Origin of the sequence: Gelidibacter gilvus, from assembly GCF_004115975.1 — a bacterium.
Taxonomy (GTDB): domain Bacteria; phylum Bacteroidota; class Bacteroidia; order Flavobacteriales; family Flavobacteriaceae; genus Gelidibacter; species Gelidibacter gilvus.
In genome coordinates this window covers 318,417-340,927 of record NZ_SDDZ01000001.1, presented here as the reverse complement: position 1 = coordinate 340,927, position 22,511 = coordinate 318,417, and the positions used below count along the sequence as shown (strand labels likewise).

General features: G+C 37.0%; 19 protein-coding genes and 1 tRNA gene. 10 read left to right on the top strand and 10 right to left on the bottom strand.

The window, feature by feature from the left end; all coding sequences use genetic code 11:
• The first annotated feature begins 119 nt into the window (after positions 1-119).
• Positions 120-1,112 carry a tRNA dihydrouridine synthase DusB gene (gene dusB, locus ESZ48_RS01485; protein WP_129015535.1) on the top strand — a complete coding sequence of 331 codons (993 nt, stop codon included), beginning with the start codon at positions 120-122 and terminating at the stop codon, positions 1,110-1,112.
• A 277-nt stretch (positions 1,113-1,389) separates the two neighbouring features.
• Here dusB and ESZ48_RS01480 read toward each other — a convergent pair whose 3' ends face one another.
• Together ESZ48_RS01480 and rbfA are read right to left on the bottom strand one after the other, a co-directional pair.
• The gene (locus tag ESZ48_RS01480) at positions 1,390-2,592 is read right to left on the bottom strand and encodes an ABC transporter permease (protein ID WP_129015534.1); all 1,203 of its coding nucleotides are present in this window, start codon (positions 2,590-2,592) and stop codon (positions 1,390-1,392) included.
• Positions 2,593-2,988: a 30S ribosome-binding factor RbfA gene (gene rbfA, locus ESZ48_RS01475; protein ID WP_129015533.1), complete on the bottom strand. Its 396-nt coding sequence runs from the start codon at positions 2,986-2,988 to the stop codon at positions 2,593-2,595.
• 288 nt (positions 2,989-3,276) lie between these two features.
• Between rbfA and mce the strand changes: the two genes are divergently transcribed.
• The 5 genes from mce (at position 3,277) to ESZ48_RS01450 (ending at position 8,613) form a co-directional block, all read left to right on the top strand.
• Positions 3,277-3,681 carry a methylmalonyl-CoA epimerase gene (gene mce / locus ESZ48_RS01470; protein WP_129015532.1) on the top strand — a complete coding sequence of 135 codons (405 nt, stop codon included), beginning with the start codon at positions 3,277-3,279 and terminating at the stop codon, positions 3,679-3,681.
• Positions 3,682-3,730: 49 nt separating this feature from the next.
• Positions 3,731-3,807 (top strand) — tRNA-Ile (locus ESZ48_RS01465).
• Positions 3,808-4,346: 539 nt separating this feature from the next.
• Positions 4,347-4,643, top strand: a complete 297-nt coding sequence (locus tag ESZ48_RS01460) for a type II toxin-antitoxin system HigB family toxin (protein WP_129015531.1) — start codon at positions 4,347-4,349, stop codon at positions 4,641-4,643.
• Between the two features lie 5 nt (positions 4,644-4,648).
• Positions 4,649-5,008, top strand: coding sequence for a helix-turn-helix domain-containing protein (locus ESZ48_RS01455; RefSeq protein WP_129015530.1), 360 nt, complete (start codon positions 4,649-4,651; stop codon positions 5,006-5,008).
• Between the two features lie 794 nt (positions 5,009-5,802).
• The gene (locus ESZ48_RS01450; protein WP_129015529.1) at positions 5,803-8,613 is read left to right on the top strand and encodes an IPT/TIG domain-containing protein; all 2,811 of its coding nucleotides are present in this window, start codon (positions 5,803-5,805) and stop codon (positions 8,611-8,613) included.
• A 278-nt stretch (positions 8,614-8,891) separates the two neighbouring features.
• On the opposite strand, the gene ESZ48_RS01445 is transcribed toward ESZ48_RS01450, so the two are convergent.
• Both ESZ48_RS01445 and ESZ48_RS01440 read right to left on the bottom strand, forming a co-directional pair.
• A complete protein-coding gene (locus tag ESZ48_RS01445) occupies positions 8,892-9,794 on the bottom strand; it encodes a phospholipase A (RefSeq protein ID WP_129015528.1) in 903 nt (300 codons plus the stop codon).
• Positions 9,795-9,828: 34 nt separating this feature from the next.
• Complete coding sequence (locus ESZ48_RS01440; RefSeq protein ID WP_129015527.1) at positions 9,829-11,376, bottom strand: hypothetical protein; 1,548 nt, start codon at positions 11,374-11,376, stop codon at positions 9,829-9,831.
• Between the two features lie 147 nt (positions 11,377-11,523).
• Between ESZ48_RS01440 and ESZ48_RS01435 the strand changes: the two genes are divergently transcribed.
• The 4 genes from ESZ48_RS01435 (at position 11,524) to leuB (ending at position 16,139) form a co-directional block, all read left to right on the top strand.
• Positions 11,524-12,699 carry a 2-isopropylmalate synthase gene (locus ESZ48_RS01435; protein ID WP_129015526.1) on the top strand — a complete coding sequence of 392 codons (1,176 nt, stop codon included), beginning with the start codon at positions 11,524-11,526 and terminating at the stop codon, positions 12,697-12,699.
• 1 nt (position 12,700) lies between these two features.
• Positions 12,701-14,083: a 3-isopropylmalate dehydratase large subunit gene (gene leuC / locus ESZ48_RS01430; protein WP_129015525.1), complete on the top strand. Its 1,383-nt coding sequence runs from the start codon at positions 12,701-12,703 to the stop codon at positions 14,081-14,083.
• Between the two features lie 150 nt (positions 14,084-14,233).
• Positions 14,234-14,824: a 3-isopropylmalate dehydratase small subunit gene (gene leuD / locus ESZ48_RS01425; protein ID WP_129015524.1), complete on the top strand. Its 591-nt coding sequence runs from the start codon at positions 14,234-14,236 to the stop codon at positions 14,822-14,824.
• 196 nt (positions 14,825-15,020) lie between these two features.
• On the top strand, positions 15,021-16,139 hold the full coding sequence (gene leuB / locus ESZ48_RS01420; protein ID WP_129015523.1) for a 3-isopropylmalate dehydrogenase: 1,119 nt from the start codon (positions 15,021-15,023) through the stop codon (positions 16,137-16,139).
• Between the two features lie 54 nt (positions 16,140-16,193).
• Here leuB and argH read toward each other — a convergent pair whose 3' ends face one another.
• The 6 genes from argH to proC form a co-directional block, all read right to left on the bottom strand.
• A complete protein-coding gene (argH, locus tag ESZ48_RS01415) occupies positions 16,194-17,483 on the bottom strand; it encodes an argininosuccinate lyase (protein ID WP_129015522.1) in 1,290 nt (429 codons plus the stop codon).
• Between the two features lie 130 nt (positions 17,484-17,613).
• Positions 17,614-18,675 (bottom strand): M20 family metallo-hydrolase, encoded by a 1,062-nt coding sequence (locus ESZ48_RS01410; protein ID WP_129015521.1) that lies wholly within the window; start codon positions 18,673-18,675, stop codon positions 17,614-17,616.
• A complete protein-coding gene (argB, locus tag ESZ48_RS01405; RefSeq protein ID WP_129015520.1) occupies positions 18,672-19,448 on the bottom strand; it encodes an acetylglutamate kinase in 777 nt (258 codons plus the stop codon). The genes ESZ48_RS01410 and argB overlap by 4 nt, the downstream gene beginning before the upstream one ends.
• Positions 19,449-19,529: 81 nt before the next feature.
• Entirely contained in the window at positions 19,530-20,465 is a 936-nt protein-coding gene (locus ESZ48_RS01400) for a Rossmann-fold NAD(P)-binding domain-containing protein (RefSeq protein WP_129015519.1), read from the bottom strand.
• A gap of 90 nt (positions 20,466-20,555) precedes the next feature.
• Positions 20,556-21,698, bottom strand: a complete 1,143-nt coding sequence (locus ESZ48_RS01395; RefSeq protein ID WP_129015518.1) for an aspartate aminotransferase family protein — start codon at positions 21,696-21,698, stop codon at positions 20,556-20,558.
• On the bottom strand, positions 21,695-22,495 hold the full coding sequence (proC, locus tag ESZ48_RS01390) for a pyrroline-5-carboxylate reductase (RefSeq protein ID WP_129015517.1): 801 nt from the start codon (positions 22,493-22,495) through the stop codon (positions 21,695-21,697). Before proC ends, ESZ48_RS01395 begins: the two co-directional genes overlap by 4 nt.
• Positions 22,496-22,511: the final 16 nt, after the last annotated feature.

Genomic DNA, 22,511 nt, shown 5'->3' with positions numbered 1-22,511 from the left:
ACTTTTCCAAATGAATGGCTTAAATCTTTAATATCCCAAAAGTATGAGAGTAGAACCCGATAGGTCCACATAACTTCAGTTCCATAAAAAATAGCTAATTTTGCACTAAAATTTCTACAGTGATAAAAATAGGCGATATACAACTTCCAAATTTTCCATTGCTTTTAGCCCCTATGGAAGACGTCAGTGATCCACCATTCAGAGCCTTGTGCAAAGAGAACGGTGCCGATGTGGTGTACACAGAATTTATTTCCAGTGAGGGATTGATCCGTGACGCAGCAAAAAGCATCATGAAATTGGATATCTATGAAAAAGAACGCCCGGTTGGCATTCAGATTTTTGGCGCCAACCTGGAAAGCATGTTGCAGACCATTGATATTGTCCAAAGATCCAATCCAGATATTATTGATATTAATTTTGGATGTCCAGTTAAAAAAGTAGTCAGCAAAGGGGCAGGGGCAGGCATTTTAAAAGATGTGTGCTTGATGGAGAAATTAACGGAAGAAATGGTCAAACGCACCAATTTGCCTATTACCGTAAAAACTCGTTTGGGTTGGGATCATGACTCCATAAGAATTGTTGAGGTTGCAGAACGCTTACAGGATGTGGGCTGTAAAGCAATTTCCATCCACGGACGCACACGCGCTCAAATGTATAAAGGCAACGCCGATTGGGGACCAATTGCTGAGGTTAAGAACAATCCGCGAATGCATATTCCGGTATTTGGAAATGGGGATGTCAATACCCCAGAGAAAGCTATGGAAATGCGTGATGTATATGGATTGGATGGCTGTATGATTGGTCGCGCCAGCATTGGGAATCCTTGGTTTTTTAAACAAGTCAAACATTTTTTCAATACAGGTGAACATTTGGATCCTGTTTCGTTGGAAGAACGTGTGGATGCTGCGAGAAGACATCTTCAGATGGCCATCGATTGGAAAGGTGAAAAATTGGGAGTTTTTGAAACCCGACGCCATTACACCAATTACTTTAAGGGCATAACAAATTTTAAGGAGTATCGCACAAAAATGGTGACGAGTGATGATGCGTCAGATGTATTTGCAGCTTTTGATGAGGTTCTTGGAGCTTATGCGGGCTATGAGTTTGTTTGAAAGAGCTAGAAGCGCAAAGCACGGAGCACGGAGTATGAAGTTGGAAGAGGGTAGTGGGTAGAGAAAATAAGCTTGCCATGTTCCGATAAGATATCGGGATCACAAATGATATTTTTGAAGATTTCATCGTAAAATATATATTTCTAAAGAATTCTACATTCCATAAAGTTGGAAATTAAGTGGTAAGTTTTTCAGGATCATGGCATTGTCAAACCGATAAAATATATCTTGAACACTGAACACTGAACACTGAACACTGAACACTGAACACTGAACACTAATTCTGCATCAACTTTTCATTGATTCGTGCAGAGGCAATTTTAGAAGCAATCAGTCCCAGAACAGCAATGGTTACCAAAACCACCAGAACATTCACCACTTGAATTTTAACGGGGTAAGGAAGCGAAGGCGTAATCATTACCAATGCGAATTGCTGTTGTAGCACCACAACGATAAAACCTATCAAAACGCCGGCAAGTCCGCCTAAAATCGTCATCAAGCTTCCCTGAAGGAAAAACACCCGACGGATATCTTTCGTTGTGGCACCAATATTATAAAGGGTATTCAAAGAGCCTTTTTTGTCTAGAACCATCATGATCAAAGCACCAATCACATTAAATAATGCGATGATGATCACCAAAGTAAAAATGAGATAAACCACCATATTTTCAGTATTCAACATCTTATAGAGGGAATCATTTAACTGTGCTCTGTTTTTAACGATGACGTCTGTATCAAAACTCTCCAAAATAGCTTTTCTGACGGTTTTTTCATCAGCATTTGGTTGGAGCTTAATTTCAATGCTGGTGACTTGATTTTTAGCGTAATCCATCAAGTAGCGTGCGTTTACAATATCCGTATAAACATAGGTGCCGTTGAGATCTTCATTCACATAAAACACACCAATATTGACCATGTTCAAGGAATTGAACGCACCTTTTATAGAAGTGATTTGCCCTACGCCCGGTTTTGGAACGTAGATGTTCAGGGCTTTTCCGTAATCCAAAACCCCAAAAGATAATTTGTGTGCAATGCCCCAGCCGGAAACGAGTTGACCACTTCCTTTTTCAAACCATTGGCCTTGGATGATCATGGAATCAATGCTGGTGACCTTCAAATAATGTTCATCCACACCTTTTAAGGATGCCAGTAAATTCTTATTATCGAATTCCATAATGATGCGTTCCTCAATGATTTTGGAGTAGTACGCAATCCCGTCCATCTTGGCCAATGCTGTGGAGTCTTTATCAGAAAGCAAAAAGGATTTTCCTTGAGCAGGAAGAATTTTAAGATCAGGATCTACAAAAGAAGAAAATTCAAGGCTAAAATCCTTTAACCCTGCAAATCCTGAAAGAACAATAAACAACGCTGCAGCGGCAACGACCACGCCTGAAGCGGCAATAATGGTCATGATATTGATGGCATTATTGCTGCTTTTGGTAAAGAGGTATCGCTTAGCGATGTAAAGCGAAAAATTCAATTACTTTTTTTTACGTTTATCCAGTAAATCAGCGTCCCTGATTGGGTTTTCTTCGCCTCGTAGAGATTTGTCAATACGCTCAATATACTCGAGGGAATCATCAATATAAAACTCCAAATTGGGCATTCTACGCAGTTGATGTCTGGTCCGCTGTGCCAATTCATGACGAATTAACGCGGTGTTGGAACGGATCCCAACCAACAATTCAGCCGCTTCCTTATTAGGGAATATGCTTAAATATACTTTGGCTAATGACAAATCGGCCGTTACACTCACTTTACTCACCGAGATAATAATACCGCGCATGCCACCTTTAGTTGCTGCACCTTGAAGCACGTCAACCAAGTCTACCTGCAAAATGCCTCCTATTTTTTTCTGTCTATGACTTTCTTCCATGTTTCGTTTTTATAAATAAAGAGGATCATCTCTTGATTTAAATTATTAAATTGAAGCCAATTAAGGCTTATGAACTGCAAAAATAGAGCATATTTAAGGAATATTGTATTTTTGAAAGCACAAAGTTGGATTAGGGAACTGTTGTAGCACTCTATTCTTGCTTTTGATTATTTAGAATAGACTTCTACACTGTTTACCAAAAATAGTACGTAGGAGATTGATATGATACCTGCCTTAGTGGGCATTACTGAGATTCCCGCCTTCGCGGGAATGACAAATGGAATATTTATGAAAAAAATAGAACATATAGGCATAGCCGTAAAAGACTTAAATGCTTCAAACGACTTATTCGCGGCGCTTTTTGGAAAACCACACTATAAAATTGAAGCGGTGGAAAGTGAAGGTGTCCGCACCTCTTTTTTTGAAGCCGGTCCAAATAAGATTGAGTTGCTGGAAGCGACTTCAGCGGACAGCCCAATTGCTAAATTCATTGAAAGGAAAGGCGAGGGCATCCATCATATAGCCTTTGCTGTAGATGATATTGAAGCGGAAATCGAGCGGCTTTCAAAAGAAGGATTTATTGTATTAAATAAAACGCCCAAGAAAGGCGCCGACAACAAGTTGGTGGCTTTCTTGCACCCAAAAAGCACCAATGGCGTTTTGATTGAGTTATGCCAAGAGATAAAGTCTTAAAATTGTTGTAAGATTTTAAAATTAGTAGTAATATTGCATCCTCTTAACCGGTCCTATAGCTCAGCTGGTTAGAGCACTTGACTCATAATCAAGTGGTCCCTGGTTCGAGCCCAGGTGGGACCACCAGTCTTAATAAGCCTTTACAGAAATGTAGAGGCTTTTTTGTTTATAGGGATTAAAAACTTTGAGTAAAATACAAATATATTTAGGTCAGAATTAATCAAAGCCGCTAGATAAATATATGGTGCACATGATAATGTGCAAAAAACATATTAAATCGCACATCTAAATGTGCAGTATAGAGCAGTCAACATTATTGAGGTGAAAATCAAAAAACATTATTTATTCCATGCGATTAAGTGAATTAACAGATTGGTAGGTATCAAAGGTGAGAGGCAAAGACAAAACCAACAAACAAATGATGTTAAAAATGGCTTTGTGGTTGCTGATGATTTAGAGTGTCCGATAACTAAATTGCTAGTTTGCTAGTTTGGTTGTTTGAATTTTTGTATTAAAGGATAAAAATGTGAGTGTTGTATTCAACTCATAAGCGCAACAAATTTTTGTTGACCTGATCATTTAATTTAATTACAAATAATGTAATTATATTACCATATATGTAATTTTTGACTTATCTTTGTGCAATAGAATTATCTGTTTTTCATATGCACATCATCTCATTCAAAAAATTAAGAGATTACTTTTCGAAAGAAACTAATGCTGCAACAGCATTGCGAGATTGGTATAAAATATCCAAGAAAGCAGAATGGGATAATTTTGCGGATTTAAAAAATACATTTAACTCCGCTGATGCTGTCGGAAATGACAGATATGTTTTTAATGTCAAAGGGAACCACTATAGAATTGTCGCGGTGGTTATATTTAAAATTAAAAGAGTCTATATACGCTGGGTAGGGAGTCATAAAGAATACGACAAAATAAAGAATATCGATAAATTGTAAAAAGCATGAAACTAGTTACACATCAAGAATACGTTAACGCAATTATCCGCTTGGATCTACTTCTTAAAGAGATTGATAATAAGACATCTGAAGATCATCCTCAAATGTTAGAACTTGTAGAGGTCAGCGATATTATAGAGAACTATGAAGAAGCCCATTTCCCTATAGGTCTGCCAACCTTGCAAGAAATGATTGAGTTGCGCATGTTTGAAATGGGTTTAAAAAGAAAAGATTTAGCTACACTTTTGAACACGAGTGCATCTAGAATTAGCGAATACTTGAATGGTAAAAGGGAAATTACCTTAACAATTGCCAAGGCTTTACATCAAAAGTTGAATATCGATAGTGATATTATTTTACAATGATTATTAAGTCATTAGTGAGACGAATATATCATAATAAATGACATCACGATTTACATAAAATTAGTACTTTTGTACTAACAGTACACACCACGCTACCCATTTGCACAGCGTCCCAGGGTGTGTCTTTTGCTTTTATACATTTCCTTATTTATTTGAACAGATATCATTTTAAATGAGCTTTAGATATTTACATACGGTATAATTCAATTTTGAAATCCAGTTGATGATTTCTAATATAATTTTGAAGAAAGTAAAAATTTTGTTTTGTAATGAAACAAATCACAAGAGAATTTAGTTGTAAAGAGTTACTTTGGTAAAAACACCCTTTATTGATTCTATTTTGATGCCCAAATTCAATATAATAATTCTATTGCATTGTATTTTAGCGGTCTAAATGGAGTTGTTTCATACCAGGTGGACCACAAAAAAAACTTCACATTGAAGGGTTTTTTTATTATGAATCACTCCAACCAACCAGCAATTCCCGATCTAATTTTATACGTTTCTTTTCGCTTCTTTCGCCTTTAATATTGTAGATGTCAAGCAATGAATCTCCAACAGCATCTTTTATTTTTCTATTAATTCTTGATAATATCGTGTTGATATCATTATCTAAAGGATTCACAAGAAGTTCTATGGCATTTTCAAGTGATTTCGAAAGAAATTAAAAAACCTGTTTGAGATGTTGATTAATAATTGTCAGTTTTAAAATCAATTGGAATTCAATTGGCTTTTAATGACATAATAATTCTACCACAAACTAAATAGTTTAAGTTTGTATTAAAAGATTCAAATTGATCAAAAATATCATCCTTCTTGTAGCTATAGCGTTTTTCATCTCATGCGCTAAAGATGATTCGCCAATTCAAAAAAATGGAAAAAGAGTTGAAATATCCTCTTTTTTGATTGAAGAAAACACTGAAAATGGCGTAATAATAAAAACTGAGCTTGAAATTGTAGGATATAATAACTATAAGTTTCAAAGTCATGGTGTGCTAGTCTATCACAATGGTTTGCTAGTAAAAAAAATCGAACAGGGCGAATTGTCTAAAAATAATTTTGAAACTATAATAAGATCAGGAGTTATTAAAGGCAAAGCTTATACTGTTGCTCCCTATGTTGAAGTAGAAAATAAATCTATTTCTGGTGATACTTTAGATTTTACTAGTAATGTTGATATCAAAATCAGTGTTAAAGAAATTAAACCTTTAAGAGGATTTGTTTATGATACCATTCATATAATTGGAGAAAATTTCTGTAAAACCCTTGACGATACACCTACACGGTTTTTATTAAACAATAGCTTTCAGAATATAATATATGAATCCGATAGTTTAATAAAAGCTATAATTATACCTAATATAAACTCATCAAAATTAACCCCTACCGTAAGAAATTGTGGGATAGATACTATCATTCAAAAAACCTTTAATATAAATCCACCAGTACTGGATTCTATTTCATCCAAAGAAACTTATGTGGGTGAGAATTCATTTATTTATGGTGAAAACTTCCATTCCCATATAAGCAATGTTTGGATAGATGACGTTGAAGTAAAGCTTAATAAACAACGTTTAGATATTAATAACCTCGAGATGACAATACCTGAAGGACTACCAGCAGGTTTACTCAATTTAAAAATAAAGGTATTGGATACCATTATTGAAAGACAAGATTTCTATAAAAGCACCTCTCCAATCATAACTTCATTAGACAAAAGAGATACTGGTTTCTTGGACACACTTGTCATTAAGGGAAATTATCTGAAGCAAAAGGATCTTCCAACTAAGGTATATGTAGGCGGTAAAGAACAGAAAATAATTAGACTATCAAAAGATGAAGTCCAAATTGTAATTAGTGAATATTTTAGAGATAATTCGTCTAAGCTTGTATTAAAAACAGGAAGTTTTGAATTAGAAGAAAATATAAATATGCTGCCTCCAGAAATAATTTCTGTTGATAAAGACAAATACCACCTAGATGATGATTTTGTAACACTAAAAACAAAATACTTTATTGCTGGAGCAAGCCATAATATTACTATCGGAGGGGTTACGTTACGAGGCGTCCATAATAACTTTGAAGATGTCAACGCCAATGGAATAATAACTTTGCCCATGTCTGATTGGCTAGAAGCAAAAAGTCAATATCCTAAATATGTTTTTTCTGATATTGGCAAATTAAACATAGAAATAAAAACCCAGTTTGGAACCAGCAAAGAAAACATTAATATTTTTCCACCTAAAATTGAATCCATTGCTAAGAGCTCATTATTTGTTAATACCCATACTGATTTTTTAGAATTGAGTGGATCAGACTTTGGTTATAAATATGTAAGTAAAGTCTATATTGATGATGCATTGGTTCAAGACCCTGGAACAACTAATTATTCCATTAATAATAAGGAAATTAGATTAATTGTTCCCAAAAATATCGCACCAGGAGAGCATAAATTAAAAGTCCAAACCGGTGGCCAATTCTCAAACGAAATCACCTTTAATGTAAAGAAAATCACCTCGTCGGGGCTTATAAACAATTCAGGAGTTAGAGAGCTGGATATTTTTACAATTGAAGGCAATAATCTTGAAAACAAATACAGTTATGTTGTAAGAGTAAATGGTGTTCATTGTGATATTGTTAACACCTCAAATACAAACGTGCAATTTACTATTCCTTATCACACGGCCTTAGAAACCGCAATGCCAGTTACAATAGAATATGGGCCGGAGATCATTAATGTTGGCTATATCAATGGTATTGAACCCTATAGCAAACTCGAAAATTATCAGATTCCTAGTGATTATTATAACAATAGTTCTTATTTTGAATATAAAGGAGAATTATATTTTTTAAATCTAAAAGGGATATACCGTTTTGATGAGACCTCTCAAAATTGGGTGAGTGTTGAAACGAAAATGCCGTTTACAAGTTATTCTGATTCTGGTGGAAAAATTTATATTTCTGAGGTAGGAGATAAAATATATGTTCCATGGGGAAATAGTTTTCACATCTATGATATGGCATTAAAAAAATGGGAAGATAAAACATTGGATATCTCATTGGGTGATGGCCATGGGATGATATATGGTATTATAGATAATAATTATGCTTATATTATGGAGAGCGTAGATGTTAATAAACTAGCTTTTATAAAGTATAATTTAAGTAACCATACCAAAGAAACTGTTAGCCAACCTCCATTTATGCGAGGGCATAGCGATATAATATACTTTCACGATGGTAAAATCTACTTAGATGTTAGAGACCACAATATTACTGTTTACGACATAAAAAATAATTCATGGGAAGATATTGGTTTCCCAAAAGGAGACTATAAATATTTCTACCATAACAATTTATATGTTCATAACAATGTGCTTTACTTTAGCGGTGGTCAAGGTAATATGGGACTTGAATTTAACTTATATGCTTATGATTTAAGCACTAAAGTATGGACACTAAAAACGCCGACATTATTAAAATTGGGTAGGCATGCTGTTTGGGGCAGTGGCGAGTTTTTATATTTTGGGTTGGGCAATCACACTTATCTTTCTTACGAAAACAATCAAATGATAAAATATGATATAAAGAACGACCCACGTTAGTTTAGAACTGGAATCTTTTATCAATCATTGGCATCTCAGCCTGTACAAAGTCAAAAATAATTCGACTTATATTCCATTATATAATTCAGATTTATTCAGAATGTGTTAGTCTATATAATCTTGTCCTGACATATAGTTAGAGGTTTAATTTGAGGTTATCTTCACTATTTAAAACTCCATTAGAAATTTTTGCTTCTTGGGATAATGAACTAACTGTATTCAATAATATTATAGCGAAGTATCTCCTATATTAAACTATTACATGCACCAAAGCGTCTCTACCATTCCACAAAAGAAATCCCCAACCCAACCGTTGTTTGATAGTGGTTGTAGTCGATGAGATTCTCGCCATAGCCACTGAAGAGTTGCAAATGACCTCTTAGGTTATTTTTAATAGGATACATATAATTGAACTGCACACTGCCATGATTGTCGTTAAATTTCAACGAATTTCGGACAACAAGATCAAGACTGTGACCATTTTTTCTATAAATAACATTGGCTTCAGCGCGTCCTAAATAGTCTTCAATTTCTGGATTGTCATCATCTGCTGTGCCCCCATCAAGCCGTATCCATGGCTTAAGATATAGTTGAAAGTCGTTACGTTCAATAGCGAAGTGTGCCATCAGCCGATTCCAGCTTCTTGAAATTGGATCTGGTCTACCATTGGACTGATGGTTAAATCCTAAACCTATCATTTTAGCTTTAACTCCAAAAAAGCTAAAGTTCAATGGGTAAACTGCAATAAGTTCTGGTTCATAATTGAGTTCGCGAAAAGGACGTGAAAGTTTTTGATTATATACTTGCCAATGGGCTACCTGGGTATAACCTACCCAAATATCACCTTTGCCAAACAAAAATGATTGTAACACTTTGGTTTTGAAACTAATCTGAAATTTAACTTCTGTAGAATGTAATTCAAGAGGTTCATCAAAAACGGGTTCTCCACCCACACTTTGAGGCTGTTTGTTGATACGGTTGCTCCAATGCACCGGCATAACATAAAACGGTTTGTAAGAATTTAGTTTAAAGGTTCCATTCTTGTCCTTTTTCTCCAATTCCCAAGATTGAGATAGAGTTTTAGTAACAATGGAATCTTTTTTCTTGAATAAGCCTTGGGCGTTTGAACTGAAAGAAAGAGTAACTAAAAATATGACGTAAAAAAGTCGTGAAAATTGCATGAATTTAATGTTTCAGTTTAAAATTAATAATGTTTTATGATGCAAACTCCGCCAAATACTTATCTCTAATTATTTGTCCAACAGGTTTGTTTTCAATCTTGCTTTCCAACCAGGAAATGATGTCTAAGTATAAAAATGCGCGACGCTCATAAGGATGATCTTCATAAGTTTTTAAAGTTTTGTGAAGTTCAATAAACGCGTTTTTCAGATCATGCGGATAAATATTCTGCAACCCTTTGATAAACTTGATCATTTCCTTTTGAACCTCGTACAGATCGTTAATTTTTATTAGGAACTTATAGGTGCTCTTAAGCAAGCTTTCCATATGATAATCTACTCCCGCTTCATAATGTGCAACCAGATTCAAGACACGTGCAAAAGTCTGTAAATCTTCGCGCATGGATAATGATTTATTGGAAATAATCTTATCCAAATAGAAAATACACGCTTTATTATTACCTGCCCCAAATTGTAAGCTTGCAAATTTATAGTAAAAAATCATTTTATGGTGCTCGTCAAGACGATTGTTGTATTTTTTTAGTTTGTTTTCAATTCTTGGGATGAGGTTCAAACCTTCATCAAAGCTTCCGTCAATAAAATGTTGATTGATCCTGTGAAAATTTAGGTACAAAAAAATTAGTGCTTCTACATTTTCATCCTTCGGGAAATCAGGTTGCTCCAATCGTTCTTCCAGAATGCGTAGCTTTTTTAAAAACTTCGGTTTCCTTCCGATAAAAAACAGGGCTTCCAGCAGATAATTATTTCCTTTTAAAAAGAATACAGGATTCAAACTGATCATGTGCGGGTTGTCATAAAACAAATTCACCCATTTTGATGCATATTTATAGCAATTCAAGAAATCCTGAAGTAAAAAACTATACCATAAATAGGAATTATAGAGCCATAATTTCTCTCTAAAACCAATTTTAGAGAACTCAAACTTAGGGAGTCTATCGTGGAAATATTCTGTTACTTTTTGACCTTCTTCAGCATTTTTGACGTAGCCTGTTTTTAAGATAATACTATACAGTTGCAGTGATAAATTTGAAAGTTTACTTGTAATGACATTCAATTCGCTCAATTCTTTGGCCTGTACGGTCAACTCATCGGCGCGCGTGCTGATGCTTCGTGTAATATACTGTGATTCAATTATTTTTTCGAGTTCGACAATCTCATAGGCCAAATTCTTTTCTTCATTTTGAATGGCAAGTTCTTTGGCTCTGTCCAGAATTCTTAAACTCTGTTTATAAAGTCCTTTATGGTATAAGATAGATGCGAAATCAAGTTGTTCGCGTATTTGCGAACGGATATTCTGATGCGAAGGATTGAGTTTTAAGCTGATTAAGATTTGCTTATACAAATGTGCCTTGACGTTGGCCAACTGTTGTTTTTTGACAATTCCAGTCTTGATGATCGCAGGTTCATCATAACTTTTGGCCTTGTCCATATAATTAAAAAGATTCAAGAATTTGGAGTCGGCATTAACATCAAGTCGCCCAACATACAGCTTAAACTGTCGTTTTTCGGACTTGGTCAATGATTTTACCAACTGAAATAAATTATCTTTTTGCTCCTTAGTCATCACGTTAAAATGTCACTTAAATCATTAATAATCAATTATTTAAAATATTTAAAAACGACTGAACATCGTAAAAGTCGGATCCTTGACCAACCAAATTTAAATACAAAGTATAAATTAGCTTGTCAATACAAAAATAATATGCAACAAATGTCTGATAATAATGTTCAAATTTTCGACACCACACTAAGAGATGGCGAGCAAGTTCCTGGCTGTAAGCTAAATACTAATCAAAAACTCATTATTGCGGAGCAGCTCGAAAACTTAGGTGTTGACATTATTGAAGCTGGTTTTCCAGTGTCAAGCCCTGGGGATTTCAAATCTGTTGAAGAAATTTCGAAATTGATAAAAAACACTGTTGTTTGCGGATTGACACGTGCGGTTGAAAACGATATTAAAGTGGCCGCAAACGCACTAAGATATGCAAAGTATCCACGAATCCACACAGGAATTGGTACTTCTGCTTCACATATTAAATATAAATTCAATTCTAATCAAGATGCCATATTGGAACGCGCTTTTGAAGCCGTCCGATTTGCAAAGAGCTTTGTTGAAGATGTTGAGTTTTATGCAGAAGATGCTGGTCGGACCGATAATGAATTTTTAGCTCGGGTTTGCGAAATGGCCATTAAGGGAGGCGCTACGGTGTTAAATATCCCAGACACAACTGGGTATTGTCTGCCAAGTGAATATGGAGCAAAAATTAAATATCTAAAAGAGAATGTCAAAGGTATTGAAAAAGCCATTTTATCCTGTCACTGCCATAACGATTTAGGATTGGCAACTGCCAATTCCATCGAAGGAGTCATCAACGGTGCAAGACAAATTGAATGTACCATCAACGGCATAGGGGAGCGCGCTGGAAACACAGCTCTTGAAGAAGTCGTGATGGTTTTAAAACAGCATCCGTATCTTAATTTGGATACCAATATAAAAACCCAACATTTATACGCTATAAGTCAGTTGGTTTCAGAAAGTATGGGCATTTATACCCAGCCGAATAAAGCCATTGTTGGCGCAAATGCTTTTGCACACAGTTCTGGAATCCATCAGGATGGCGTGATCAAACATAGAGAAACCTATGAAATCATCAATCCAAGAGATGTTGGTGTTACAGAATCTGCTATTGTATTGACTGCCCGAAGTGGCCGTGCAGCATTGGCATATCGCGCTAAAAATGTGGGCTACGAATTGACAAAATTACAATTGGATGAGGTCTATATTAATTTCTTGAATTTTGCAGATCAGAAAAAGGAAGTCAATGATAAAGATATCCATCAAATCATTGAAACCAGTAAAGTGTATCAACAAATAATTTCAGCTTAAAATGGGAAAAACCTTATTTGATAAAGTTTGGGATGCGCATGTTGTAGACACGATTGAAAACGGTCCGCAAATTCTGTATATCGATAAACATCTGATTCACGAAGTAACGAGTCCGCAAGCATTTAATGAGCTTGAAGAGCGCAATATTCCAGTCTTTAGACCAGATCAAATTGTTGCTACAGCCGATCATAACACACCTACAATCAATCAGCATTTACCAATTAAGGATGAGCTTTCCAGGAAACAGCTGGAGCAACTCTCTGAAAATTGCCATAATAATAACATTACACTCTATGAATTAGGGCATAAATACAACGGTATTGTGCACGTCATGGCACCAGAATTGGGCATCACCCAACCCGGAATGACCATTGTTTGTGGCGACAGTCATACATCAACGCATGGCGCATTTGGAACCATCGCCTTTGGGATTGGGACTAGCCAAGTCGCGCAGGTTTTTGCAAGTCAGTGTTTACTGCTTACAAAACCAAAGAGTTTAAGAGTAACGGTCAACGGAAAGTTAAGAAACGGCGTCCTATCAAAAGACGTCATTTTATATATTATTTCAAAAATTGGTACCAACGCGGGTACAGGTTATTTTTGTGAATATGCTGGTGATGTTTTTGAAAACATGTCTATGGAAGGCCGAATGACCGTTTGTAATATGAGTATTGAAATGGGGGCTCGCGGAGGTATGATTGCACCGGATGAAACGACGTTTGAATATGTAAAAGGTCGAAAATTTGCTCAAAAAGGTGAAGCATTCGATAAAAAAGTAGCCTATTGGAAAACACTGCCAACCGACGACGATGCGGTTTTTGATAAAGAATATCATTTTGATGCCGAAGATATTGAGCCGATGTTGACCTATGGCACCAATCCTGGAATGGGAATTAAAATTTCCGAATTCATTCCTGAAACCAGTGATGCGTCCTTTGAAAAAGCATTGGATTATATGAATTTTAAGAAAGGTGAAACCTTAATTGGTAAACCTATCAATTTTGTTTTTATTGGCAGTTGTACCAATTCAAGAATTGAAGATTTTAGGATTGCGGCAGATTATATCAAGGGCAAACGAAAAGCAGATAATGTTACGGCATGGCTAGTTCCAGGAAGCAAGCAAGTGGAGGCTCAAATTATAGAAGAAGGTTTAAAAATCATTTTTGATGATGCCGGATTTGAATTGCGCCAACCTGGATGTTCAGCATGTTTGGCAATGAACGACGATAAAATTCTGCAAGGCGAATATTGCGTTTCCACCTCCAATAGAAATTTTGAAGGGAGACAAGGTCAAGGCGCGCGAACCATTTTAGCAAGTCCATTGATGGCTGCTGCAACCGCTGTTGAAGGTAAGATCATTGATATTACAAAACAGTTGAATTAAGAACACGCATCGACCAACCTGTAAGGTTTTTAAAACCTGACAGGTTTGAAAAGGACAGAAACTTATAAAAAAGCTACAGAAAAACATTCGTGTAATCGTGGCTAAAAATAAATAAAAATAATAAAAAGTCCCCTTTGGGGATTTAGGGGAATGGAAAAATTTATAACCTTAAAAGCAACAGCAATTCCATTAGACATCGAAAACGTCGATACGGATCAGATTATCCCTGCGCGTTTTTTGAAAGTTACCAACAGAGATGGCTTTGGAAAAAACTTGTTTAGAGATTGGCGATTTCAAAATGATGGTGGCATCAACACCGATTTTATATTGAACCAATCCCAGTTTGCAGGTCCTATTTTGGTGGCTGGAGATAATTTTGGATGTGGCAGCAGTAGAGAGCATGCGGCATGGGCATTAACCGATTATGGATTTAAAGTAATCGTATCAAGTTTCTTTGCAGATATCTTTAAAGGGAACGCGCTTAATAATGGATTGCTTCCAGTGCAAGTCTCTCCCCAGTTTTTGAAGGAATTGATGACGACCATTACAGCGGATCCGAAGACAAAAATCAACGTAGATTTAGAAGCGCAAACCATTGGTATTGATGGTTCAAATCATTCAGAAGCTTTTCATATTGATGCCTACAAAAAAACATGTATGATCAACGGTTATGATGATATTGACTATTTGTTGAGTAAAAGAGAAACGATTAAAGCATTTGAGAAGACATTGCAAGCGTAATAACTACCTGCAAGGTTTCTAAAACTAACCTGCAAGGTTTCAAAAACCTTGTAGGTTTGAAAAGGCGAAACTATTGATGTGACGTCAAAAAATTGATAGATTCCCTCCCGATAGTTATCGGGATCGCGGGAACAAGAAAAGAAAAAAAAACACTAAAATAATTGAAGGTAGGGGATTCCTGCCTTCGCAAGAATTTATGAAATTAAAAATAGCTGTATTGCCAGGAGATGGCATAGGACCAGAAGTAACCGCACAAGCTGTCAAAGTTTTGAAGGCGATTGCACAAGAATTTGATCATTCGTTTCAATTCAAATATGCGCCAGTAGGTGCTATTGCAATTGATGAAACTGGCGATCCGTTGCCAAAGGAAACCCTTGATTTATGTAAAGCCACCGATGCCATTTTATTTGGTGCCATTGGCGATCCAAAATATGACAATGACCCATCGGCTAAAGTGCGCCCTGAACAAGGCTTATTGAAACTGCGCAAGGAATTGGGTTTATATGCCAATATAAGACCAGTTAAAGCTTACGATACCCTTTTGGACAAATCGCCATTAAAAAAGCAATTCATAAAGGGTACTGATATTTGTATCTATAGAGAATTGACTGGAGGCATTTATTTCGGTGAAAAAACATTAAGCGAAGACGGAAATACGGCCTCTGATTTATGTGTGTATACCCGTTCTGAAATCGAACGCATCACCCACTTGGCATTCAAATCGGCGCAATCCAGAAAGCGCAAAGTGACTTTGGTAGATAAAGCCAATGTTTTGGAATCGTCGCGTTTATGGCGAAAAGTGGTGACTGAAGTATCACAGGAATACAAAGATGTCAAACTTGACTACTTATTTGTAGATAATGCTGCCATGCAGATCATATTGAATCCGAAACAATTTGACGTTATCTTGACTGAAAATATGTTTGGCGATATTATCAGCGACGAGGCAAGTGTCATAGGTGGTTCTATTGGCTTATTGGCATCTGCATCGGTTGGAGATTACTTCGCCATGTTTGAACCTATTCATGGGTCTTATCCGCAGGCAAAAGATTTGGGCATTGCCAATCCGATTGCGTCCATTTTATCTGCCGCCATGTTGTTGGATCATTTCGAATTATATGAAGAAGCCGAATTAATTAGAGAAGGGGTGGAGCGTTCGTTAAAATTAAATATTACAACACCAGATTTAAACACTAAATTCAATCATATTTCAACCACCAAAGTGGGCGATTTCATTGAAGATTTTATAAATAATCCGAAGGATACTAATATGAATTTTACAAACATTCATTTAGGACAATCTACTATTATTTAAATTTAATTTAGTTAGTCAGAATTATTAGATAGTAGCTCTTCAGAAAAGCATCCTTCACGGATGCTTTTCACGTTTTGGAAACTTCGCTTTGATCTCCTTCAAACACAAATTCCCCATGCTTCCCACATGTGTGTGCTCTTTAGAAGTATCTGGTTTATAAGTCCCTTCTTGTACTTGTTTCCCAATAATTTGATAAGCCTCGCGGAAACTCATCCCATCCTCAACCAAGGTGTTCATATTATCGACCGTAAATAAATACTGGTATTTGGCATCGTTTAAATCGATGTCTTTGACTTCTATTTGCTGAATGGCATAGTTGAAAATATCCAGGATATCCTTAACGTCATTGATAGCAAGAATCATGTTTTCTTTCAGCAATTGGTAATCGCGATGGTAACCGCTAGGAAGGTTATTGGTGATCAATATCATCTCCGTTTGTAGCGCCTGAATTTTATTGCACTTACCACGAATCAGCTCAAAGACGTCAGGATTCTTTTTATGCGGCATGATACTGCTTCCTGTAGTCAATTCGTCCGGAAAGGTGATAAAGCTAAAGTTCTGACTCATATATAAGCAGATATCCATCGCAAAGCGCGCCATGGTATTGCACAAACTCCCTAAAGTTAATGATATGGTGCGTTCACTTTTGCCACGAGCCATTTGTGCTGCAACGACATTGTATTTTAGGGTCGAAAACTGCAGTTCTTTAGTAGTAAATTCCCGATCAATTCCGAAAGAACTCCCGTAACCAGCTGCTGAACCTAACGGATTCTGATCGACGGTTTTTAAAGCTGCATTAAGTAAATACACATCGTCAATTAGCAGTTCGGCATACGCAGAAAACCATAAGCCAAAAGATGATGGCATGGCTACTTGTAAATGTGTGTATCCTGGAAGTAAGGCATTTTTATGGGTTTCAGCCAAGTCTAACAAGGTGTTGAAAAACACTTCAGTTTTATCGTAGATAATGCCGATATTTTCTTTGTAGTAAAGTTGTAGCGCCACCAAAACCTGATCATTTCTGGAACGTGCCGTATGGATTTTTTTACCCACCTCACCCAACGTTTTGGTCAGTTCAAATTCGATTTTAGAATGCACGTCTTCAAATTGCGCGTCGATGGTGAAGGTGCCCTCTTCAATTTGTTGTGCTAAGATTTCTAAGCCACCTTCTAATTGCACTAATTCGTCCTTCGATAAAATACCGATGGATTGAAGCATTTTGGCATGAGCCAAAGACGCCTGAACATCATATTTGGCAATATGTAGATCGATTTCCCGGTCGTTTCCAACGGTGAATTGTTCTATCTTTTTATCAATACTAATACCTTTATCCCAGAGTTTCATACTAAATTCCTGCGAAGGCAGGAATCTAAAACCTGCTCTCCTTTTTTAATTATTCTTATCTTATCAATTCAAAATCAAGTCTTAATTCCCTGCCTGCCGGCAGGTTGGCTCTAAAATCTTAATTCTTTTTCTACAATATCTTCTGCAACAACTTCACATACAATTCAATTCCTTCTTCAATCTCACTAATATAAATAAATTCATCTGCCGAATGTGATCTTGTACTGTCCCCAGGTCCTAATTTTAACGACGGACAAGTTAAAACGGCTTGGTCTGAAAGTGTAGGTGACCCATAAGTGCCACGACCTAAAGCGATACCTGCCTGTACCAAAGCGTGCTCTTTTGGAATAGACGACGAGTTCAAGCGTAAACTTCGTGGGATAATACTATCACACGGCGCTTCTTTTTGGAGGATGTCCACAATTTCAGCGTTGGTATAACGGTCATTCACACGGACGTCCACCACCAAATCTACTTCGGCAGGAACCGCATTATGTTGTTTGCCTGCTTTTATTTGAGATACCGTCAATTTAACTTCTCCTAAAGCATCCGAAATTTTTTCAAATTTATAATCCTTGAACCATTGCAATACGTTGATACAGTTATAAATAGCGTTGTCATCGTTTGGGTGTGCCGAATGACTTGGCGTTCCTTTTACCTTGGCATCAAAAACCACGAGGCCTTTTTCGGCAATGGCGAGTTGCATCAAAGTGGGTTCGCCCACAATGGCAACATCAATTTTCGGGATAATCTTCAACATACTGTTCAGTCCATTCGGTCCACTACTTTCTTCTTCTGCGGAAGCGACAATGACCAAGTTGTATTTAAGTTCTGGTTGCTCATAAAAGTAAGTAAACGTGGCGATCAATGAGACCAAACAACCTCCGGCATCATTGCTGCCCAATCCATATAATTTGCTGTCTTCCACAATAGCCTTAAAAGGATCTTTGGTGTAAGCGGAATTGGGTTTTACGGTATCGTGATGCGAATTGAGCAACAACGTAGGTTTTGATTCGTCAAAATGTTTATTTAACGCCCAAACATTGTTGATCGTTCTTTTATAATCGATATTAAATTTTTTAAACCACTGCTCTATCAACTCGGCAGTTTTGTCTTCTTCTGAGGAAAAAGAGGGGATTTCAATCAAATTTTTTAACAATGCAATCGCATCTGTCGTCAGTTTTTGTATCATTTGGTAATGGTTGTAAAATTAGCCTGATCGTCATAGAGCATTTCTGGTTTTCCGATGCAGACTTTATGAACATTTTTTTCAATGGCATAAACGCAATTGTTCAGTTTTGGGAGCATGCCGTCCACGATGACTTTATCATCAATTAAACTTTGATAGGATTGGGTAGTGATTTCTTTGATTACCGAATTTTCATCCGTCACATCCCTTAAAACGCCGTTTTTCTCAAAGCAATAATATAATTCTGTTTGATAGTGCTCGGCAAATCCGATGGCCAGTTCAGAAGCGATGGTGTCGGCATTGGTGTTTAAAAGCTGTCCTTTTTTATCGTGGGTCAAAGCACAAAATACCGGAGTCACCTTGTGTTCCAACAAGACTTGAAGCGTTTTGATATTCACTTTTTTGACATCGCCTACAAATCCGAAATCGATGGGATTTATGTGACGCTTTTTAGAAACAATGGTGTTCCCATCGGCACCAGAAAACCCAATGGCATTACAGTTTTTTGATTGTAATTGTGCCACGATGTTTTTGTTGATCTTCCCGGCATAAACCATAGTGATGAGGTCTAAGGTTGCCTTGTCAGTAATACGTCTGCCATCAATCATTTTTACTTCAAGACCCAACTGATTGGCCAATTGTGTGGCTAATTTACCACCACCGTGAATCAGGATTTTAGGCGATTCGATAGCTGCAAATACATCCAAAAAAGAAGACAATGCCACTTCATTATCGATGATATTACCGCCTATTTTAATGATTTTTAATGTGTCCATAACATGCCCGCGAAGGCGGGTATCTCTTAATTTTTCATCTTATATCTAAGACCTGTCAGGTTTTTAAAACCTGTCAGGACTCTACAAATTTTCTAAAATATGCTTTAATACCACTTGCGCCGCAAAGGTTCTATTGTTGGCTTGTTTAATCACTATGGCGTTTTTGCCATCTAAAACCGCATCTTCCACCACCACATTTCTTCTTACCGGCAAACAGTGCATAAATTTTGCATTGCCCAGTTTTTCTTGGGTCATCATCCAAATCGGATCTTGATTTAAGACTTTTCCGTAGTCTTTATAATTGCTCCAATTTTTCACGTACACAAAATCGGCGTTTTTTAAAGCGTCTTCCTGGTTGTAATTGATGGGGGTATTTTTGGTGATCTTTTCATCAAGTTCATAACCTTCTGGATGCGTAATGGTTAAATCGACGTCCATCTTTTGCATCATTTCAACAAACGAATTGGCAACCGCTTGTGGTAATGCCTTTGGATGTGGCGCCCATGACAAAACGACTTTTGGTTTGTGTGTCTCAGAAAGTTCGGTTATGGTAATCGCGTCTGCCAAAGCTTGTAAGGGATGCGCCGTAGCACTTTCCATATTCACAATTGGCACCGTGGCGTATTTTATAAAACTATTTAAAATATATTCTGAAGCGTCTTTAGCTTTATCTGTAAGCGTTGGAAACGCACGAACAGCAATAACATCCGCATATTGAGAGATCACCTGGGCGGCTTCCTTGATGTGTTCAGAGCTGCCGGCATTCATGATGCTGCCGTCTTCAAATTCGATATTCCAAGCATCGTTGATATTGAGAATACTCACGTGCATGCCTAAATTACGAGCTGCTTTCTCTGTACTCAAGCGCGTTCTCAAACTCGAATTGAAAAACAACATGACTAAGGTTTTATGTTTCCCTAATTCCGAAAATTCAAAAGGCTGCATTTTGAGTAAAATAGCTTCCTTTATCATTTCAGAGAGATTGGCAATGTCTTTTATTTCGGTGTATTTTTTCATCAAATAATACATTTTTCATTCCCGCGAAGGCGGGAATCTCTTTAAGTTAATCTTCTATTTAAACCTGTGAGGTTTGATTTGTTCATCACTCTAAATCCCATTCATCATCACCAACTCCTGTTTTAAGGCTCCAAAGAACAAATCGATATGTTCTTTTTGAATGGTTAATGGTGGCAGAATCCGAATTAAATTTGGGTTTTTGGCACTTCCAGTGAATATCTTGTGGGTGTGGATCAGTTTTTTTCGTAGTTCTGCTACTGAAAAGTCGAATTCCAATCCCAACATCAATCCGCGTCCCTTAATGCTTTTTAAATGGGGTAGATGCTGTGCTTTCTTAATAAAATACGCCGACATCTCATCTGCATTTGCCATCAACTTTTCTGATTCCAAAACTTTTAAGACCGCTAAAGATGCTGCACAGGCTAAATGATTTCCTCCAAATGTAGTTCCTAACAAGCCAAACGACGCTTTAATATTTGGGTGGATCAAGATGCCTCCAATTGGAAATCCGTTGCCCATACCTTTTGCCATGGAAATAATATCTGGGGTCCAACCGTATTTTTGAAATGCGAAGAAATCGCCAGTTCTTCCAAAACCAGATTGGACTTCATCGGCAATCAACATGGCGTTGTAGGTCTTGCATAGTTTTGCCAGGCCTTGATAAAACTCAGTGGTACCTTCGTCCAATCCACCCACACCTTGGATGCATTCAACGATAACGGCACAGGTTTCCTCTTTTTTCAGAATGTTTTCTACGGCTTTTAAATCGCCTAAAGCCACAAAATCTACATGTTGTTGCGCGTTTAACGGGGCGACAATTTTTGGATCGTCAGTGGCGGCAACCGCTGCTGAGGTACGTCCATGAAACGAGTTCTTAAACGCTAGAATGTTCTTTTTTCCTGTGTGAAAGGACGCTAATTTGAGCGCGTTTTCGTTGGCTTCAGCTCCTGAATTACACAAAAATAATTGGTAGTTCTTGCATCCTGAAATACGTCCAAGTTCTTTAGCTAAGGATTCTTGTAGCGGATTTTGAATCGCGTTACTATAGAATCCCAAATTTTTTACTTGATTGGAAATCGCCGCTACATATTCTGGATGCGAATGGCCTATGGAAATCACGGCATGACCACCGTATAAATCTAAATATTCGACGCCTTTGTCATCAAAAACGGCAAGGTCTTTGGCACGTACCGGCGTGATGTTAAAAAGTGGATAGACATTAAATAAACTCATATTTGTTCTTTTTTAATGTTACTGATTTTATTGTAAGAGGCAATCATTCCTTGAATCAATGACGAACTTAAGCCCTTGTGCTCCATTTCATTTAAGCCTTCAATTGTACAGCCTTTTGGCGTGGTCACACGGTCAATTTCCTCTTCAGGATGGTGACCATTTGCAATTAATAAACTTGCAGCGCCTTCACTGGTGTACATGGCCAATTCTTGGGCCTCTTTAGCATCAAAACCTAATTGAATTGCGGCTTGGGTTGTGGCGCGGATCAAGCGCATCCAAAAAGCAACGCCGCTGGCGCACACAACTGTTGCGGCTTGCATTTGTGATTCTGGAATGACCAATGAATGTCCCAAACGGTTAAAAATGGCCTCAGCAACCTTAATGCGTTTAGTGCCTTTAACATTACTACAGATACAGGTCATTGATTTTCCTACGGCAATGGCGGTATTTGGCATGGCTCTCATGATAAACTGATCTACACCAACAATAGTCTCAATTTTCTCAATACTAAACCCGGTGACTGTTGAAATCAACACGTGATTTTCGGTAATTAAGGAAGTAAATTCCTTTAACACGTTTTCTAAATGAGAAGGTTGAACGGCTAAAATGATAATATCAGAGTTTTTAATTGCCAAAACATTGTCCGTAGTGAGGAACACATTTTTGTAACCGTCAAACTCCGTAATGCTGTCCGTATTTCTTTTGGTGAGATAAAGCGTCGTAATCGCATTGGTGGTGATCAAACCTTTTGCGATTGATTTCCCTAAATTTCCGGTACCTATTATAGCTATTTTCATATGTATGTTTGTATTT

Bases quoted from the DNA above. Each gene is read 5' to 3' on its own strand.
- rbfA (WP_129015533.1), bottom strand. From the start codon at position 2,988: ATGGAAGAAAGTCATAGACAGAAAAAAATAGGAGGCATTTTGCAGGTA.
- mce (WP_129015532.1), top strand. From the start codon at position 3,277: ATGAAAAAAATAGAACATATAGGCATAGCCGTAAAAGACTTAAATGCT.
- ESZ48_RS01460 (WP_129015531.1), top strand. From the start codon at position 4,347: ATGCACATCATCTCATTCAAAAAATTAAGAGATTACTTTTCGAAAGAA.
- ESZ48_RS01455 (WP_129015530.1), top strand. From the start codon at position 4,649: ATGAAACTAGTTACACATCAAGAATACGTTAACGCAATTATCCGCTTG.
- ESZ48_RS01445 (WP_129015528.1), bottom strand. From the start codon at position 9,794: ATGCAATTTTCACGACTTTTTTACGTCATATTTTTAGTTACTCTTTCT.
- ESZ48_RS01440 (WP_129015527.1), bottom strand. From the start codon at position 11,376: ATGACTAAGGAGCAAAAAGATAATTTATTTCAGTTGGTAAAATCATTG.
- ESZ48_RS01435 (WP_129015526.1), top strand. From the start codon at position 11,524: ATGTCTGATAATAATGTTCAAATTTTCGACACCACACTAAGAGATGGC.
- leuC (WP_129015525.1), top strand. From the start codon at position 12,701: ATGGGAAAAACCTTATTTGATAAAGTTTGGGATGCGCATGTTGTAGAC.
- leuD (WP_129015524.1), top strand. From the start codon at position 14,234: ATGGAAAAATTTATAACCTTAAAAGCAACAGCAATTCCATTAGACATC.
- leuB (WP_129015523.1), top strand. From the start codon at position 15,021: ATGAAATTAAAAATAGCTGTATTGCCAGGAGATGGCATAGGACCAGAA.
- argH (WP_129015522.1), bottom strand. From the start codon at position 17,483: ATGAAACTCTGGGATAAAGGTATTAGTATTGATAAAAAGATAGAACAA.
- ESZ48_RS01410 (WP_129015521.1), bottom strand. From the start codon at position 18,675: ATGATACAAAAACTGACGACAGATGCGATTGCATTGTTAAAAAATTTG.
- argB (WP_129015520.1), bottom strand. From the start codon at position 19,448: ATGGACACATTAAAAATCATTAAAATAGGCGGTAATATCATCGATAAT.
- ESZ48_RS01400 (WP_129015519.1), bottom strand. From the start codon at position 20,465: ATGAAAAAATACACCGAAATAAAAGACATTGCCAATCTCTCTGAAATG.
- ESZ48_RS01395 (WP_129015518.1), bottom strand. From the start codon at position 21,698: ATGAGTTTATTTAATGTCTATCCACTTTTTAACATCACGCCGGTACGT.
- proC (WP_129015517.1), bottom strand. From the start codon at position 22,495: ATGAAAATAGCTATAATAGGTACCGGAAATTTAGGGAAATCAATCGCA.